This is a genomic window from Pseudoalteromonas sp. SWN29 (assembly GCF_015864465.1).
Classification (GTDB): Bacteria; Pseudomonadota; Gammaproteobacteria; order Enterobacterales; family Alteromonadaceae; genus Pseudoalteromonas.
On record NZ_JADYXE010000034.1, the window covers coordinates 36,926 to 54,717 of the forward strand.

General features: G+C 39.3%; 13 protein-coding genes. 6 read left to right on the plus strand and 7 right to left on the minus strand.

Annotated features, from left to right (window positions below; translation table 11 throughout):
- Nucleotides 1-36 precede the first annotated feature (36 nt).
- Entirely contained in the window at nt 37-834 is a 798-nt protein-coding gene (locus I6F53_RS13665) for a hypothetical protein (RefSeq protein ID WP_197239907.1), read from the plus strand.
- Between the two features lie 6 nt (nt 835-840).
- Here the strand turns inward: I6F53_RS13665 and I6F53_RS13670 are convergent, their stop codons facing one another.
- Nucleotides 841-1,245 carry a GFA family protein gene (locus I6F53_RS13670; protein WP_197239908.1) on the minus strand — a complete coding sequence of 135 codons (405 nt, stop codon included), beginning with the start codon at nt 1,243-1,245 and terminating at the stop codon, nt 841-843.
- A gap of 389 nt (nt 1,246-1,634) precedes the next feature.
- Here I6F53_RS13670 and I6F53_RS13675 point away from each other — a divergent pair, with 389 nt between their 5' ends.
- Complete coding sequence (locus I6F53_RS13675; RefSeq protein ID WP_197239909.1) at nt 1,635-3,482, plus strand: ABC transporter ATP-binding protein; 1,848 nt, start codon at nt 1,635-1,637, stop codon at nt 3,480-3,482.
- 381 nt (nt 3,483-3,863) lie between these two features.
- Here the strand turns inward: I6F53_RS13675 and I6F53_RS13680 are convergent, their stop codons facing one another.
- From I6F53_RS13680 to I6F53_RS13700, 5 genes are all read right to left on the minus strand, one after another.
- Nucleotides 3,864-4,283: an MAPEG family protein gene (locus I6F53_RS13680; protein ID WP_197239910.1), complete on the minus strand. Its 420-nt coding sequence runs from the start codon at nt 4,281-4,283 to the stop codon at nt 3,864-3,866.
- A gap of 154 nt (nt 4,284-4,437) precedes the next feature.
- A complete protein-coding gene (locus tag I6F53_RS13685; RefSeq protein WP_197239911.1) occupies nt 4,438-5,559 on the minus strand; it encodes an ABC transporter permease in 1,122 nt (373 codons plus the stop codon).
- Between the two features lie 2 nt (nt 5,560-5,561).
- Entirely contained in the window at nt 5,562-8,372 is a 2,811-nt protein-coding gene (rbbA, locus tag I6F53_RS13690; protein ID WP_197239912.1) for a ribosome-associated ATPase/putative transporter RbbA, read from the minus strand.
- Nucleotides 8,372-9,376, minus strand: a complete 1,005-nt coding sequence (locus I6F53_RS13695; protein WP_166419438.1) for an HlyD family secretion protein — start codon at nt 9,374-9,376, stop codon at nt 8,372-8,374. Before I6F53_RS13695 ends, rbbA begins: the two co-directional genes overlap by 1 nt.
- Nucleotides 9,377-9,907: 531 nt before the next feature.
- Nucleotides 9,908-11,017, minus strand: a complete 1,110-nt coding sequence (locus I6F53_RS13700; protein ID WP_197239916.1) for an endonuclease/exonuclease/phosphatase family protein — start codon at nt 11,015-11,017, stop codon at nt 9,908-9,910.
- A 296-nt stretch (nt 11,018-11,313) separates the two neighbouring features.
- On the opposite strand from I6F53_RS13700, the gene I6F53_RS13705 reads away from it, so the two are divergent.
- On the plus strand, nt 11,314-13,608 hold the full coding sequence (locus I6F53_RS13705) for a peptidase U32 family protein (protein ID WP_197239913.1): 2,295 nt from the start codon (nt 11,314-11,316) through the stop codon (nt 13,606-13,608).
- 13 nt (nt 13,609-13,621) lie between these two features.
- Entirely contained in the window at nt 13,622-14,284 is a 663-nt protein-coding gene (locus I6F53_RS13710; protein ID WP_197178105.1) for a glutathione S-transferase, read from the plus strand.
- 8 nt (nt 14,285-14,292) lie between these two features.
- On the opposite strand, the gene I6F53_RS13715 is transcribed toward I6F53_RS13710, so the two are convergent.
- Complete coding sequence (locus I6F53_RS13715) at nt 14,293-14,667, minus strand: TfoX/Sxy family protein (protein WP_197178104.1); 375 nt, start codon at nt 14,665-14,667, stop codon at nt 14,293-14,295.
- A 191-nt stretch (nt 14,668-14,858) separates the two neighbouring features.
- On the opposite strand from I6F53_RS13715, the gene I6F53_RS13720 reads away from it, so the two are divergent.
- Together I6F53_RS13720 and I6F53_RS13725 are read left to right on the plus strand one after the other, a co-directional pair.
- Nucleotides 14,859-16,121, plus strand: a complete 1,263-nt coding sequence (locus tag I6F53_RS13720) for a valine--pyruvate transaminase (RefSeq protein ID WP_197239914.1) — start codon at nt 14,859-14,861, stop codon at nt 16,119-16,121.
- Between the two features lie 398 nt (nt 16,122-16,519).
- Nucleotides 16,520-17,728: an Nramp family divalent metal transporter gene (locus I6F53_RS13725; RefSeq protein WP_197239915.1), complete on the plus strand. Its 1,209-nt coding sequence runs from the start codon at nt 16,520-16,522 to the stop codon at nt 17,726-17,728.
- Nucleotides 17,729-17,792 lie beyond the last annotated feature (64 nt).

Here is a 17,792-nt window from a genome sequence, read left to right on the forward strand (position 1 = left end):
CACACTGTCATTGTTTATATATTAATAGTTTAAGTTATGCGTCAGCTAAAAGAAGATACAGTTAAAAGTAACCTTATTGAGTCGCAGCAAAGTGCATACGGCCCCGTATGTGTGTATCAAAATAAAGAATACCGGTGGTTAACGCTTGCACAAAAAGCCAATGAAGACATAACAATTCAGGGCGTTATGAACCTTATACACCCTGATCAAGTAATCGTACCGGTAAACCAGTGTATGATGTTATTTTTACTTAAACCGGTAGATACACTAAAAATATTAAATTTAGGCTTAGGCACGGCAGGGTTTGAGCGAATTATGTACCACTTACAAAGTAATACGCCTTACATAAATACTATAAATACATTTAACACGGTAGAAATAAACCCAAGCATTGCCTTAATTGCTGCCCAGTACTTTAAGTTACCCATTAAGCACAGCACCTATTTACAATGCGCCGAGCTGTTTATTACACAATGCTCTGATCACTTTAACGTAATCACTATCGATATATTTAGTGGTGAATATCACCAGCCTTTTTTAACCAGCGATAGCTTTTGGCAAAATATAAATCGCTGCAGTGAGCAAAATACGCAAGTAATCATAAATTTAAATCCACAAACTGGCCAAGAGCTGCAAATGCTTTTAGTTCTATTGAGGCAACATTTTAAGTGTTTAGCAATAATAGAGTTTAACGAATACAAAAATATAGTGATCATGCTAAGCCAACAAACATTAATGCACATAAACGTTGATGAAATACAAAACTCACCTGTGTTTATGAATTTTGCACCTGACCTTTATAAAAATATTAACAGTATTTATCACATAGAATAAAACGCGTTATCTGCCAGGTTCATGTTTTTCATAGCACGGTAAGCTTGTTTCTAGCTGCTCCCAGTTAGCTTTAGACGTAACAAAATTATGCGATAATACCTGCTCTGTTATATCGCTATCTATTATACCTAAACGAATTCGTATTCTACTTTTATCATCGCTGTTGCTGCTATAAACAGGCGAGCCACAACATTTACAAAAGTAACGAGTGCGCCCTACTTTAAAACTATACTCGCTAAGTAGTGCCTGCCCTTTTGTTATTGTAAAGTCACCTGTGTTTACAAAGCCATTGGTTGCAAATGCAGTCCCGCTGTTTTTTCTGCACAGTGAACAATGGCAATGAATAATGCTCGTAATAGCACCCGTTAGTTCTAACGTAACCTCACCACATAAACATGACCCTTTATACATACAATCTCTCCATAAAAACGACTTGATACTTTCAAACTAGAACTACTTTATTTCATCTCTGAGGTGTGTTTTTTTTATGCTTGGTAACTCCCCAGCAAACATAATCTACCGGGCCACATAGGCTTGTAAAGGAATATCTCTTCACATTCTTATGATTAAGTTTCAGAAACCAAATTACTACAGCTCCTAATCTGCGCCTAATTTTAATCTAATACTAAATTTAATATCTTCTCGCAACTCAAGTACGAATGCTAAAATCGCTGTCCTATGTAAAAGCTTGCTCACATTAATTAACGTCTCAAGTATTAATATTAAGTATTTACAAGCCTGCATTTAAAAATACTTAAATGGTATGATACCCATCATTATTTGCCATTTAAGTTTTTAAAATGTATCGATTATTTGAAAAAATGACAAAAGCATTTCCTGAGGACCAACCTACTCAGCCGCCTTCGACTTTGTTTGCTTTTTGTCGCCACTACACCAAAGGAATGGAACTGTCACTGTTGCTTATGTCAATTAGTGCCGCCATGCTCGCTATTTTAGAAGTTTCTTTATTTAGCTACATGGGACAGCTTGTTGATTGGTTAACAGCCTACACGCCTCAAACCTTGTTTGTAGAGCAAAAGTCAGAACTTATCAAAATGGCTGTCATGCTGTTAGTTGTGCTGCCCGTTGTTGTATTTTTTCACTCTGCTATTTTACACCAAGCCCTACTGGGTAATTATCCCATGTCGATTCGCTGGCTAGCGCATCGTTATTTATTGCGTCAAAGTGTTAGTTTTTATCAAAATGAATTTGCAGGAAGAATCGCCACCAAGGTATTGCAAACCTCGTTAGCTGTTCGCGAAACTGTTACCAAGTTACTCGATGTATTAATGTATATCGTGGTTTACTTTGGCTCTATGGTGTTTTTAGTGGCTGAAGCCGATTGGCGCTTAATGATCCCATTACTCGTTTGGTTAGCTTTATACATTTGCGTGCAGCTTTATTTTGTACCGCGCCTTAAAAGAATTGCCAGCTCACAAGCCGATGCTCGCTCAGAAATGACTGGCCGCATTGTTGATAGTTACACAAATATTTCTACAATTAAGCTGTTTTCGTATACCCAACGTGAAGAGCAATACGCAAAACAAAGCATGGATGTATTTTTGCAGCCTGTTTACAAGCAAATGCGCTTAGTAACCAGCTTAAACTTTGTTATTCAAACTCTAAATTACCTATTAGTGTTCTCTGTTGCTGCCGTATCACTTTATTTATGGTCACTTAGCGCAATTAGCGCTGGTGCCATTGCGGTAGCCGTTAGCTTAGCACTTAGATTAAACGGCATGGCGCAGTGGATCATGTGGGAAATAAGCAGCTTGTTTGAAAACATCGGCACCGTAGCTGATGGCATGAAAACACTGTCAAACCCTATTGAAGTAGCCGATAAACCAAACGCCGATACGCTTAACGTAAGCCAAGGTGCCATTGAGTTTAACAACGTACATTTTAACTATGGTAAAGCAGCAAACGAAACTAGTCGAAGCCCTGTAATGAACGGTTTAAACTTAAATATTAAACCCGGTGAAAAAATTGGCTTAGTCGGTCGCTCTGGCGCAGGTAAATCAACTCTAGTTAACTTGTTACTACGCTTTTACGACACCGACTCTGGCAGCATAAAAATTGATGGCCAAAACATCACAGACGTAAGCCAAGAAAGCCTACGCCGATATATAGCAATGGTAACGCAAGACACTTCCCTGCTTCACCGCTCAGTAAAAGACAACATTTTGTACGGTCGCCCCGATGCAACCCACGATGAAATGATCAACGCGACCAAACAAGCTAAGGCGCTTGAGTTTATAAACGACTTGGTAGATAGCAAAGGCAACAAAGGTTTTGATGCGCAAGTGGGTGAACGCGGCGTTACTCTTTCGGGCGGTCAGCGCCAGCGTATTGCTATTGCACGAGTGCTACTTAAAAATGCACCCATACTTATACTCGACGAAGCCACAAGCGCACTCGACTCAGAAGTAGAAGCGGCAATTCAAGCAAGCCTTGATGATTTAATGACAGGCAAAACAGTAATTGCCATAGCGCATAGGCTCTCAACCATTGCACAAATGGACAGATTAATTGTACTTGATGACGGCGGCGTAGTGGAGCAAGGCACTCACGAAGAATTAATAGCTAAGGGGGGTATTTATGCAGCCCTATGGACTCACCAAACGGGTGGGTTTATAGGAATGGATTAGCCATTAATATTACCCTACTGTAGGCGTGATTTTACATCGCGCTGCTCTTTAAACAAAAAAGCGAAGATGCCACTAGGCTCTTCGCTTTTATGTTTTATATGGCTATAAACCAAGGGTCTGTTGATCTTTGCGGATTAAAATTTGTTCAAACTAGGGGCTGTTTAATCGCGGCGCGAGATTTGTAACCTAGTGGGCTAAGTAAAAACCGAGCAACAAAGAGTAAATAGCCCCTAGAAAGAACCCTTTGGGCAGCGCCTGTTTGGCATTTATGCTACGTTATCGCCCATTTAAGAGGAATTACCACACTGCATAGGCTCCGCCTTGCCTAAATACCAAACAGACTGCTGCAAATCCAACCTCGAAAGTTCAACAGACCCTAATTTAAGCTATTAATCTTAGCCCTATCAATACCAGCATAACCACATTAGCAAGCACACCTATTAAAAAGAAATAACTACGTGGGCTTGGGTTTTTCTCAGTAGCAATCGCGTAGTACAGCACCATGTGAATTAAGCGCGCTATTAAGTACACCCAAACACACATTGCAAAAATAGGGCTCTGTAAATTTATTACAAAGGCAAATAAAACAGTACCTATAAATAACGCACTGTTTTCAAGCGTATTATGAAACGTGCGATGCGCTCTAAATATAAAACTGTCGTGCGATAAATCATCGCTTATTTTACCTGGTACTGCATTAGGCTCTTTTGCTTTACTAAATGTAGCTACCGCCCATTGTACAAGTAACAGGATTAAGTAAAGGTAAAATGCCAAATAGGCCGAAAGTGCAACTTCAGTCATTATTAAATCCCTTGTTGTGTTTTTAATTGGTATTGTAGAGCAAGTTTTAGGCCGCACTTAATTAATTGATAAATATAAACTTAATTTAGTAAAGTTATTTATAAATGTAAGTAATTCCATCGATTTATAAAAATTACCTAGTACATAATCTCTATCAGCCCAACGCGACTGATTTACGAAACCGCGATAAAGCAAATATAAAAAATACACTGCCGATAGCAAATAAAGCCAAAAAGTAAGGCCAAACTACATCCCAGCCTGCTCCTCTGTACAAAATAGCTTGAGCAAATTTCACAAAATGAGTAGTAGGTGCAAATAGCATAATATTTTGTACTATATCAGGCATACTTTCACGCGGTGTGACGCCTCCTGACAACATTTGTAATGGCAATAATATAAGGATCATCAATAAGCCTAATTGCGGCATAGTCCGCGCTTGAGTGCCTAATAATATACCCAATGATGTTGTAGCAAATAAATGAATTGCCGCACCCAACAAAAATAGCGCTGCTGATCCATGAATCGGTACTTGTAAAAAACCTTCAATCACAATAAAGAGTGAAAAAGTGGTCAGTAATAAAATGACCAAACCATTGGCCCAAATTTTAGCCATTACAATTTCAAACGGTGTTAATGGCATTACTAATAAATGCTCTAGCGTACCGTGTTCACGCTCACGTATTACTGCGGCTCCCGTTAAAATAATCGAAATCATGGTAATAACATTCATTAATTCCATTACACTACCAAACCACACACTGGTCATATTTGGATTAAACATTATGTGCGCCGATTGCTTAATAAGTAGTGTGTATAACGCTCGATAACCTTTCACAAATTCATTAATTTCAGCACTGATAATTGTTTGAATATAATTATCACCAATAAATGATTGCGACATACGAGTGGCGTCTATATTCACTTGCAATGTGGGTTGCTTACCCGCAAGTACGTCACGCTCAAAGTGTGGCGGAATATTTAGCACGAAGGTATAGCTTCCGTTATCAAGTGAAGGATCCACTTCACTTAATGCAATAACGTCAGGCGTTTTAAAGTAAGGGTCGTAGAATGCATTAATTATACGCTTAGATAATTGTGATTGATCGTCGTCAACAACCGCAATAGGTGCATTATTTAATTCGATAGAAGTTGCCGAAGACACAACATAAATTAATCCTGTAAAGGCAAAAAATACAAATAATAGCAGCACTTTATCGCGCCATAAGCTACGCAGTTCTTTAATACCTAAATTAAGAATATTCCCGCGATGTTGCATGGCTATTTATCCTGCTTTGGAAGTAAAAATACACTGGCTAGAGTCAGTACCGGTATAAAAGCAAGTAAAGGTAAAAGCTGCGCCGATAAATCAGAAAAGTTAAGTGCTTTATTAAATACACCACGACATGCTTCTAAAAAGTAGGTAGTTGGAAACAGTTTTCCGATTATTGCAGGAAAGCCTTCTAGCGATGAAACAGGGTCAATCAACCCGCAAAAGTTAACTGCAATCATCAATACAACCACAGTTGATGCTGCTAATGCCGATATTTGTGTCTTAGTAAAAGCCGAAATTAACAGCCCTACCCCCGTTGTTGCTGTTACATACAATAATGCAGCCACGCTCAACGCCCATAAACTTCCTTTTAGCGGAACGCCAAACACAGTGACAGCAAGGGCAACTAAACCAAAAAAACTCACCATACTAACTAAAATGTAAGGCAGTTGTTTACCAATAATAAATTCGAGTCGCGTAACCGGTGTAACATATAAATTTGTAATTGAACCTAATTCTTTTTCACGTACAACACCCAGCGCCATTAATATCGCAGGGATAAACACTAATAAAAGTGGAATAACAGCAGGCACCATAGCCTCAATACTTTTAAAGTCTTGATTATAACGATAGCGTGATTCAATATTCGCAGGTACCAAATTGGGTATTACCCCATAAGTACGCAATGATAAATCAGTGAGGTAAGTGTAATACGAGCTCGTCATATAACCCGATATAGTTTCCGCCCTAAAAGGCATTGAACCATCAATCCAAACTACAATTTCTGGTTTTCGCTCGCGTTTCAATTGCTGACCAAAATTAGGCGGAATTTCAACTGCCACACTTAACTCGCCGCTGCGCATTCGTTTATCTAGCTCTGAAGGGCTTTTAATATCGGCTTTTTGTATGAAGTAACGCGATCCTGCAATATTTTGAATGTAATCTCGACTCTCAGGGGTTTGATCTTGATCCATCACCGCAAAGCTTAAATCTTCAACATCAAAGGTAATACCGTAACCCAAAATAAACATTAAAATAATTGAGCCCAACAACGCAAAGGTTAAACGAATAGGATCACGCCATAGCTCTAGCGTTTCGCGATGTGCGTAACCAAATAATCGTAATAAACTAAAAGCGGCATTCCCTTTCTTTTTATGAGTGGTCGATGTTGTAAGTAACTCATCTGATAATGCATCAGACTCGTCAACTGCTGAAATTGGCAAACTTGAAGCAGCAGATTCAAGTACCGCTTCTTCTAAGTAAGTAATAAAGGCATCTTCGAGAGTATCAGCACTACGCGCTTTGCAAAGTGCAGCGGGTGTATCACTGGCGAGTATTTTTCCTGCGTGCATTAACGATATTCTATCGCAGCGTGCGGCTTCATCCATAAAGTGGGTCGAAATAAAAATAGTAACGCCCTGATCCCGCGATAACTCAATAAGTAATTCCCAAAAGTCATCACGTGCAACAGGGTCTACGCCTGAGGTAGGTTCGTCAAGTATTAGCATTTCAGGACTATGCACTACCGCTACTGCAAGTGATAAACGCTGGCGAATACCTAATGGTAAATCGACAGGAAAATCATCACGGTATTTTTTAAGGTTAAACCGTATAATTAATTCATTAACACGCGGCGCTATTTGCTCTGCAGGCAAATGAAATAAGCGCGCATGCAACACCATATTTTGCTCAACAGTTAACTCATTATAAAGTGAAAATGCTTGCGACATAAAACCAACGCGTTTACGGGTTTCTATATTGTTAGCATCAACAACTTGACCAAATAACTTAGCTTCGCCACTAGATGCCGGTTGCAGGCCTGTTAGCATTTTCATGGTTGTGGTTTTGCCACAACCATTTGACCCCAAAAAGCCAAAAATTTCGCCTTGTTCAATACGCAAACTAACATTATTAACCGCCGTAAAATCGCCATATATTTTACTAAGCGCTGTAGCCTGAATAGCGGCTTCTGTTGTATTTAGATTTTTCTGGCGAGGAGGAACTACAAGTACATGATGATCATGACGTTTTTCTTCAGGTAATAATGATATAAATGCTTCATCAAGCGATTTTTTCCCTGTTTGTGCTTTAATATCTTCTGGGCTACCAGTACCTATAACTTTGCCATCGTCCATAGCTATTAGCCAATCAAAATCATCTGCCTCTTCCATGTAAGCGGTAGCAACGAGTACACTCATATCAGTGTGCTGAGCGCATATATGGTTAATCAATTGCCAAAATTGACGACGGGAAAGCGGATCGACCCCCGTTGTTGGCTCATCCAAAATTAATAACTCAGGGTCATGAATTAACGCACAGCACAAACCGAGTTTTTGTTTCATCCCGCCTGAGAGTTTTTCTGCAGGGCGATCGGCAAACTCAGTGAGTCCAGTGCTTTTTAATAGGTTTTTAATTCGATGCTGGCGCTCTTTTTTTTCTTGTCCAAAAAGACGGCCAAAAAAATCAATATTTTCAAAAACAGACAAAGTGGGATATAAGTTTTTGCCTAATCCTTGTGGCATATAAGCAATACGTGGCGAAGTTGAGGTACGAAAACGGCTACTACGCATATCGCCCCCTAACACTTCAATGTCACCTTTTTGAACGGCACGTGCTCCCGCAATAAGCGCGAGCAAACTCGACTTACCTACGCCATCTGGGCCTATAAAACCTACCATACTGCCTGCAGGTAACTCTAGGTTAATATTATCCAACGCTAAATTATTGCCATAGCAATGAGTAACCTGAGTCAGCTTTACTACACTAAAATATTTTTTAGCTTTATTACTCTGCTTTTCGCTATTGTTTGCATCAGCCATTATTCAGGCACTCTAACCTGTAACTGCATAGGCCAATTTTGCTCTGGTGCTAATAAAACATAAGCAAGCCCAGGTACACCTGTTTTAACTTGTTCAATATGATCGTTTAATAACTTTGAGTCTAGCTTCACTTTTACTCTAAACATCAGTTTGTCACGTTCGTTACGCGTTTCTACTGACTTAGGCGTAAATTGTGCTTGCGCTGATACAAAAGTAACTTTGGCGGGTAACGTATATTGTGCTATTGCATCTATTACAATGCGTGCCTCAGAGCCTATGGTTACTTTGCCAGCTTGCGCTGTTGGCAAATAAATACTCATATACACATCGGTTAAATCAAGCAAAGAAAAAACCTTACCACCACTGCCAAGCACTTCACCGGGCTCTGCTAATCTATATAATATTCGGCCACTAATCGGCGCTTTAAGTGTGCTATCGGCAATATTGCTTTGTAATCGTTCAATACGCGCTTGTGCCGCATCTATTTCTGCATCCGACTGCACCACTTTTACATTTGCCGCTTTTAAAGCTGCTTGCGCTGTTGCTGAAGCTGTCCGCTTTTGATCAACCACTTCTTTTGAAATATGCCCCTGTTTAAGCAGTGTTACTGAGCGACGTAACTCGGTTTCTGCAAAAGTAAGTTCACTTTTATGTTGTTCTACAATTGCCAAAGCATATTTGCGTGACTCAGTAGCAACACGTAACCCTGCATTAGCCTCACGTAATTGTGCATTTAAATCTTCAGTATCAATAACTGCCAAGGTTTGACCGGCTTCGACCATATCGCCTTCTTGTGCTAAAACCTCAATTAAGCGACCCGGCAATTTTGTTGCAATATCGTACTCGGTCGCTTCAATACGACCATTCCCATAGGCTACGCTCTCTGGCAATTGCTCAGATAGCAGTGCAGATTGCTGAGTTTGCCAAACATACCAACCACCCCCACCCAATATAATCACAGCAGCGATTGTACTGATAGATTTGAGTGTCGATTTAATCGTCATGCGGTAAAACTCCATGTATATAAAAGTGGGTAAATATAGTTAGTATTGGCGTATTTAATAAGATTAGGCTAATACTGCACTATCTTAGGTGTTAACTATCAATGCACTAGTTAATTGTAGTATAGGAGTGACTCTACTTTGTTACTTCACGATAGTAGATGGTTTTAATGAATTTTAAATGTCAGTACCCCTATTAATAATCTAACATTACTGGCGTTTATAAATATGATTTAGATCAAAAAACATTCAACGCAATAATAAAGATTACAAATAAGGTACGCCCTACCAAAAACGGCTTATTTTTTTAGTCTCCAAAAATATAAGATTAAGCCAAAAAGAGTATCAGGTTCTTTAAATATCCGAATAAATATAGGGGCACCGTATTTAAGCCCTTTAATAAAAAGGCTGCTCTTTTAACGCTGGTTCAACTATTGATATGGTTTTTTCAGAACGTGCACTAGCACGTGAGTTCTGCTGCAGAGTAATCAACCATAAACAAGGTTTAGTGTTAATTCATTCATAAAAGACCGTTCATGATCTCAATTTAAGCGTTACTAAAACAACACCATGGTCGGTAGTTAAATCATCACGCTCGTACTCGGGGTTGATTAAGTGCCTGTCGTAAGTGTTATAAGCGCTTACTTCAAAAAAGCTGTCATCGTAACTAGCGTCAAACTCACACGACAATAAAATGTAATCAAGTACAGAGCTGCTAGCACCATAGTAATGTGTAGGCGCTCTGAACGGTGCTGGCTTTGTTATTTTTGTATTTTTTACTTGGCTTTTATCCGCTAAATCAACAATCTCACTATTATTGCTATCACAATCACTTTGTACATCGTTTGTTATTAGATCGTCGCTAGTAACTTCATCATTGCTTAGCTGCGACTTAACAAACAAATCCCACGAGTCATTTAAACAATATTTAGCTAAGTAGGTTTTAGCGTCAAATGCAGGTGCAAAGCGTAATGTATTAGTGAGCAAATGACTTAATACACCATCCGCAAGTTCATTATTAAAGTCTCCCATTAATACCATCGGTTGCTGCGTCGCTTCGCGTCGAGCAATCATTTGTATCATTAGCAATGTAGCTTCACTGCCACGCTGAATAGTTGAGCCCCAGCCGCCCGCTACATTCGCCTTTAAAATCTCAATTATGTTTTGCTCGGCTGTTAGCTCTTTATTGTGCTCATCAACATTAATCATTGGGCGCTTAGATTTAAAATGCACCACATAACAATCAGTATTGCCTATGTGCGGCAAAGTAACGGTCGCTCTTAATACCTTGCGACTAAAAGTAAACTCACTATTAAGGCCAAGTGCACTTGCAAGCTCGCTATCGTGCTCAACCGACGCCACTTCAACTATCGGGTATTTAGAGGCGATTGCCACTACGGGGCGTTTATAAATAAAGTCGTCAATCACCTCAGGCTCATCAACTACTGCAAAGTAATTATAACCTTGCTCACTCATTAACTCTTTTAACGAATCAATGCTAAACACTTCCTGAAAACCAATCACATCAGGCGCATGTTCTGTTAAGTAATCAACAATCCAACGCTGCTTTTTAGCCCACTGCTGCGCGGTATAAATTTTCTCAAACTCATAGTATGCATTGGGTGGCTCAAGATAGTTAAACAGATTAAATGTGGCTATTTTTAGGTGAGTGTTGGTAATTACAGCTTCTTGAGCGTTTAAATCTGTATTTAACTGTTTAATATTTTGATTACTGATGGGTATCGCCTAAGTAAAGTTGAAAGACTAGCTTGCTTATAAACTATCATTTTATTACATGTTTACGTAATAAATCAGCCAGCTTAATTACAATTTTATACAGTCTTTTAATTATGTATTTATTATATCCCTCAATAAATAGCATTAACGCGCCTAAACAGATAAAATTCGCGACAATTAAATATGAACGAAGCGACATTGTAATGAGTAGAAAGATTGAACTATTAGCCCCAGGCGGTGATGTAAACGCAGTAAAAGCCGCCATTGTAGCTGGTGCTAATGCGGTTTATTGTGGGTTAGATACCTTTAATGCACGTAACCGAGCGTCTAATCTTTCGTTTGATGAGCTTAACGGCGCACTGCGCTTAGCGCATGAATACGGCTGTGAAATATTTTTAACACTAAATGTGGTTATATTAGAGCATGAAATGGGTGCGCTATTTAAGCTACTAAACCAACTAGTAAATACCACGCTCGACGGCATTATTGTGCAAGACCTAGGGTTATTCAATATAGTTAAAAAGCACTTTCCTACTTTGCATATTCACGCATCAACTCAGTTAACTACGCATAACGAATCACAGGTTGAATTTTTAGCGCGCATTGGCGCTACGCGTGTAAATTTATCGCGCGAGCTTAACTTAACTGAAATTAAAATACTGACCGACGTAGCACATAAATGCGATGTATTAACCGAAGTGTTTGTGCACGGCGCTTTATGTATCGCGTTTTCGGGGCAATGTTATTCAAGCTCGGTAAGTGTAGGTAACTCGGGTAACCGTGGTCGTTGCTCACAAGCATGTCGTGATGAGTACGAGCCTACTGCAATGGGTAACAAGCATCCGTTAAACTTAAAAGATAACTCAGCTTACTTCGACCTGCCAGAGCTCGTAGCCGCAGGTGTTGATTCGTTAAAGGTAGAAGGCCGTATTAAAGGCGCTAACTACGTACATACGGTTATTGATAGCTGGCGCAAACAAATAGACACGTTTGTGCAAACCGGTAACCTAATTGAAGACGATTCAAGCTTATACAAAGTATTTAACCGTAACTTTACTAATAAGTTTTTAACCGGCGACATGACCAAAAACATGTTTACCGATAACCCGCGCGACCATAGCTTTGATCACGCAAATGAAAAAAACAACGCAATTTCGGTCGTGCAAATTTACGATGCACAGCAAGAGCTTTCTACTCAAAAAAGTGAAATTGATTCGTTAGTTAAAAAGAAAATTGAATTTTTAGATATTTCAAAGCGCGAGCTTACATTAGAATTTTCAGGGCAATTAAATCAGCCATTCACTGTAAACATAATTATTGAAGATAAAAACGATATTACGCTTTCGAATAAAAACGAAAAAGAGCCTCTACGCTTTGAAGTTCAATCGCAAATGCCTATGCAAACCGCCGATAAATCGGTTGTTGATATTGCTGCTATTGATAAACGCTTTAAAAGCTTTAGTAATGCCAATTTTGAAATTAAAAATATGGATTACTCAAACTTAGGCAACAACTTAAGCATTCCGTTTAAAGAGCTCGCCCGTATTAAAAAGCAAGTCGCGTTTTTATTAAACGAAGGCAAAGACGTACTCGCCCCTGTTGAATTACCAAAACTAGTAAGCCACGAAAAAGCAGATAAAAACAAAACAACACTCTCTATTTTAATATCGGACATAAAAGACGTTCACCTATGTGATTTAACAGATGGCGATGTTTACTTTAAATTACCTGAGAGCTTTAGAACCGATAACGATAAATACATCAACGTATTTTTAGAGCACCCGCAGTTAATTCCGTGGTTCCCGGCGGTGTTAATTGGTAAAGACTTTGACGAAGCCGTGCGTTTACTAGAAGTGGCGAAACCTAAACTTATTATTAGTAATAACACCGGCGTGGCATACAAAGCAGTGCAAATGGGCATTGACTGGATTGCAGGCCCGTTATTAAACACCACAAACTCTTATGCGTTATTAACGCTACAAGAGGATTTAAATGCTAAAGGCGCGTTTATTTCAAACGAAATAAACAAGCAGCAAATGCGCAGTATTAAACGCCCTAACAACTTTAAAATGATGTACAGCATTTATCACCCAATACTAATGATGACCAGCCGCCAGTGTTTTTTCCAGCAAACCGTTGGCTGTAAAAAACCACGTATTGATGCCAGCTGTATGCTGAGCTGTAAAAAAGAAACAACCGTTACCAATGTTAAAGGCATTAGCTTTGCCATTGATAAACAAAAAGGCGGCTATCCGAGCATTTATAATCATGAGCAATTTTTAAATATGGATATTGTGACCGATTACGCCGATAAGTTTGACGAGTTCATGATTGATTTAACCGACATTGGCTCAGGCGATAAAGAAAAACTAGATAAAACTGTGTTACTCACCCATTTTCAAAATTTAATTAGCGGGCAAACACAAGCAGCTGATCAGTTAAATCAGATGGTAAAAGTAAAAACACGTCAGCAATATGTTGAAGGCTTAAACAGTTAAGGTAAGTAATAACATGACATTGCCATTATTATATTCATTACAACACTGCCCATACGCAATGCGTGCACGAATGGGTATTTTAATGGCAGAGCAACAAGTGCTACTACGCGCTATTAAAACTAAAAACAAACCACCGCATCTTTTGCAAATATCGCCAAAAGGCACGGTGCCAGTTTTGTTATTACCTAATGGCCACGTAATAGATGAAAGCCTAGACATTATGCTCTGGGCGCTTAAACAAAACGATCCGCATAATTTACTGCATACTCAGGACCCGCTAGCACTTGAGCGTATGCTTGAGTTAATTAAGCTAAACGACACGCAATTTAAGCCAGTCCTCGAAAAATACAAATTTTATGCTCGTACAAAAGACATGGCGCAAATTTATTACCAAAAAGCCTGCGAAGGGTTTATTAAGCAATTTGAAGCAAAACTAACCACGCATAAATACTTAATGGGCGATGAAAAAAGCCTAGCCGATTATGCCCTACTTCCTTTTATTAGGCAGTTTGCCCGCGTAGATAAACACTGGTACTTACAAAGCGAATATGCACACATACGCGCATGGTTAAACGAATTTTTGCACGCCCCGATGTTTACCAAAGTAATGACCAAATTTGATTTGTATATGGACTGCGGCGAAGAATTTTTATACGGCGTTAAAAATAAAAAGTAACTTTTTGTTTAAACAGAAATTTGCTTTGCGACTTTAACCTTTTTTAGTTTCGCCTTTTTTGGCGGTAGTGAATCAACAAAGTCACTAACAATGGTAAGCCACTGAGCTAAATCTGTATCTGACTCAAACCCCTCAGGCATTACATATACCATGGTTTTTATGGCCCTACCCGTAAAGTCCATTTTGGTTGCATGAGGTTTAGCTAAACAATGCTCATAATTATCAGCGCCCGTACGCACCATTAATTTATCGTCGATAATAGCGCAGCACATATGATCTGAGAGTAAAAAGCATAAACCGCCAAACATTTTTTTGACCTTTAAATCGTCACGACTCTCAAAGTACTCGTAAAGCCTTTCTTCTAAACCGCGATCAAATGCCATAATTAGCTAATTTCTTCTAATATAAATTTACTACTTGTGCGCAATTGTATTTTAAATAACTGTATTTGTAATGCTTAAAATAAATGGCCTTGTACACAATAAAACAATGCCGTGAATTATTCTCAACATGCAATTTAAGCACATAATTTACGCTATACTGCCCTCCCCTTTACTAGCGTAAAACAGGTATTATGAACTACTCAAACTTTGGCACTAAATTTACACAGCCCAACGGCATTACTCAGTTAATGGAAGACTTAGGCGGTGCTAAAAACAGCAACAATCCTAATATTGTTATGCTGGGTGGCGGTAACCCCGCATTAGTGCCACAAGTAAATGATGTGTTTTTAGCCGAGTTACAAAAGCTAGTTGCTAGTAATAAAGTATCGCAAGTATTTGGCCTTTACGATGGCCCTACCGGTAACGACGAGTTTAGAGCTGCATTGGCGGGCCAGCTAAGTAAAGAATATGCATGGGATATTAGCGCCGATAACGTAGCACTAGGTAATGGCAGCCAAGCTAACTTTTTTGTGTTGTTTAATATGCTGGCAGGTGAAATGCCTGATGGCAGCCATAAAAAGATTTTATTTCCCCTTGCGCCAGAATACGTAGGTTATGCCGACCAAGGTTTATCGGATGATATGTTTGTTGCCATAAAACCAGATATCGAAATTCTAAATACTGAAAATGGCTCAAAACAATTTAAATATGTGATTGATTTTGACGCAGTTGAAAACGTATTAGCAACCGACAGTAGTATTAGTGCACTTTGTGTATCACGCCCTACAAACCCTACCGGCAACGTAATTACCGATGAAGAAGTACGCCATTTGGATGCGCTTGCACATAAGTACGCTATACCGCTTATTATTGATAATGCATATGGCGATCCGTTCCCTGGTTGTATTTACACCGATGCAAACCTAACGTGGAACTCAAACATTATTTTATGTATGTCACTTTCAAAACTTGGCCTACCTGGTTTACGCAGCGGTATTGTAGTTGCCAATAATGAGATTATTAAAGCCATCGGGCGCGTAAATGGCAGTATGGTGTTATCGCCAAACAGTATTGGCCCAAGCTTAGTGACTCGATTAATTAACGACGGCGAACTACTCCCGCTTTGCCGTAATGTCGTGTTGCCTTTTTATCGTAATAAAGCACACATAGCGATTGAGTTGTTTAATGAAGTATTTGCCGAACTGCCTGTTTATTTGCACAAAGTTGAAGGCGCATTTTTTATGTGGCTGTGGTTTAAAGATGCAAAAATAACCAGCGAAGTGTTGTATCAAAAGCTTAAAGCTCAAGATGTGTATGTAATTCCTGGGCACAACTTTTTTATTGGCATTGACGACAGTTGGCCGCACAAGCACGAGTGTATTCGTATTAACTATGCTACTGATGCCAATACTCTAAAAAAAGGCTTAGAAGTGATTAAATCGCTAATAAAGTAAATATAATGATGCCGATATAAATATCGGCATTACCTACTTAACTCGATTGGCTTATATATTCGTTTAAAATTTACTGCATTTAATACTCTGCTTGTTTGTGCAGTAAGCGTTATTTTAACTTTGAACCTTAGCTTGTAACACTTACTCATACCCACTTTTAGCTTAAACTTTATTCAAACGCACTTTATCCCCTTTAAATATATATATAAATTGGTATCCTACGCGACCTTTTTTAACATATGCTTGTTAAATGAGAACCAGCCAAGGGGCGATAATCGCTGCAAGGCACTTACTGTAAGTGGCAGCAATGACACAACAGGCATCGCGTATAAATATCGTTTTTAAACGTTGGATGTAACTTTAAATAAAAACGTGCAATAGCACTATTAAGGTCAATTATGCGATTAGGACCAGGACTTCTCGTCACCGCTGCCTTCATTGGACCAGGGACCATTACTACTGCCAGCGTGGCAGGTGCAAACTTTGGTTTTGCACTTATATGGACATTACTATTTTCAGTAATTGCCACTATATTATTACAATCTATGGCGGCGCGCCTTGGCGTTGCTACCGGGCAAGATTTAGCTCAAGCGCTCAGAGCACATATTCAAACGCCCTTATTTAAATCTTTGGCTATATTTTTAGTTATTAGCGCCATTGGCGTGGGCAGTGCAGCTTATGAAGCGGGTAACTTAAGTGGCGCTAGCATGGGCCTAATTGAAATATTCCCTCAAGTTAGCTCTCAAGTATGGACACCACTTATTGCTTTTTTAAGTGCTGCTTTACTGTATAGCGGCAAACATAAAGTGGTTGAAAACGCGCTAATTCTACTCGTTATTTTAATGAGCTTAGTGTTTATCTCAACACTTGTAATGGCTGCACCCTCGCTCAGTGATGTATTTGCTGGTTTTATCCCTAGTATGCCTGAGGGTTCTATTACAACTATACTCGCTTTAGTTGGCACTACCATTGTGCCGTATAACTTATTTTTACACTCCGGCGTGCTCGCTGCTAGACACGACAGTAACAGCGATATGGAAAAAGTGATCAAACAAACAAATGTTGATACAGGCCTATCAATCACCTTAGGCGGTGTGATCACGCTCGCTATTTTATCTACTGCATCGGTTGCATTTTATGGTACAGATGCGGGGCAAATTAGTGCTGCTAACATGGCCGTACAGCTAGAGCCATTACTTGGTGATGCCGCTCATTACTTTTTTGCTATTGGCTTGTTTGCAGCAGGTTTAACAAGCGCGATTACAGCGCCACTTGCTGGTGCTTATGCTGTGTGTGGCATGTTAGGTTGGTCAAACGATATGAGTAACGCACGCTTTAAAGGCGTTGCTATTGTTATTTTATTGTTTGGTGCTGCGGTTGCCTCACTCGGTTTAGACCCTGTAGCAGTAATTATATTTGCGCAAGCAGCTAACGGGTTATTGCTCCCTATTGTTAGTACTTACCTTGTATGGCTGGTTAATCAAAAAGGCGTTATGGGAAACTACACAAACTCTGTGGTTTTAAACCTAGTCACTCTACCCGTTTTAATCCTAATTTTTGGGCTAAGTAGTTACAAACTAATTAGTTTGATTTCTAGGGGCTGTTGATCTTTGTAGTACATATATTAATCAGCCCACATTGGTAGCCACATCATAGTGAATGCTAAAGCGA

What these genes read in the sequence shown, in the direction of transcription:
- I6F53_RS13680 (WP_197239910.1), bottom strand. Translation starts at nt 4,283, where the DNA reads ATGACTGAAGTTGCACTTTCGGCCTATTTGGCATTTTACCTTTACTTA.
- I6F53_RS13720 (WP_197239914.1), top strand. Translation starts at nt 14,859, where the DNA reads ATGAACTACTCAAACTTTGGCACTAAATTTACACAGCCCAACGGCATT.
- I6F53_RS13675 (WP_197239909.1), top strand. Translation starts at nt 1,635, where the DNA reads ATGTATCGATTATTTGAAAAAATGACAAAAGCATTTCCTGAGGACCAA.
- I6F53_RS13670 (WP_197239908.1), bottom strand. Translation starts at nt 1,245, where the DNA reads ATGTATAAAGGGTCATGTTTATGTGGTGAGGTTACGTTAGAACTAACG.
- I6F53_RS13665 (WP_197239907.1), top strand. Translation starts at nt 37, where the DNA reads ATGCGTCAGCTAAAAGAAGATACAGTTAAAAGTAACCTTATTGAGTCG.
- I6F53_RS13705 (WP_197239913.1), top strand. Translation starts at nt 11,314, where the DNA reads ATGAGTAGAAAGATTGAACTATTAGCCCCAGGCGGTGATGTAAACGCA.
- rbbA (WP_197239912.1), bottom strand. Translation starts at nt 8,372, where the DNA reads ATGGCTGATGCAAACAATAGCGAAAAGCAGAGTAATAAAGCTAAAAAA.
- I6F53_RS13725 (WP_197239915.1), top strand. Translation starts at nt 16,520, where the DNA reads ATGCGATTAGGACCAGGACTTCTCGTCACCGCTGCCTTCATTGGACCA.
- I6F53_RS13715 (WP_197178104.1), bottom strand. Translation starts at nt 14,667, where the DNA reads ATGGCATTTGATCGCGGTTTAGAAGAAAGGCTTTACGAGTACTTTGAG.
- I6F53_RS13710 (WP_197178105.1), top strand. Translation starts at nt 13,622, where the DNA reads ATGACATTGCCATTATTATATTCATTACAACACTGCCCATACGCAATG.
- I6F53_RS13685 (WP_197239911.1), bottom strand. Translation starts at nt 5,559, where the DNA reads ATGCAACATCGCGGGAATATTCTTAATTTAGGTATTAAAGAACTGCGT.
- I6F53_RS13695 (WP_166419438.1), bottom strand. Translation starts at nt 9,376, where the DNA reads ATGACGATTAAATCGACACTCAAATCTATCAGTACAATCGCTGCTGTG.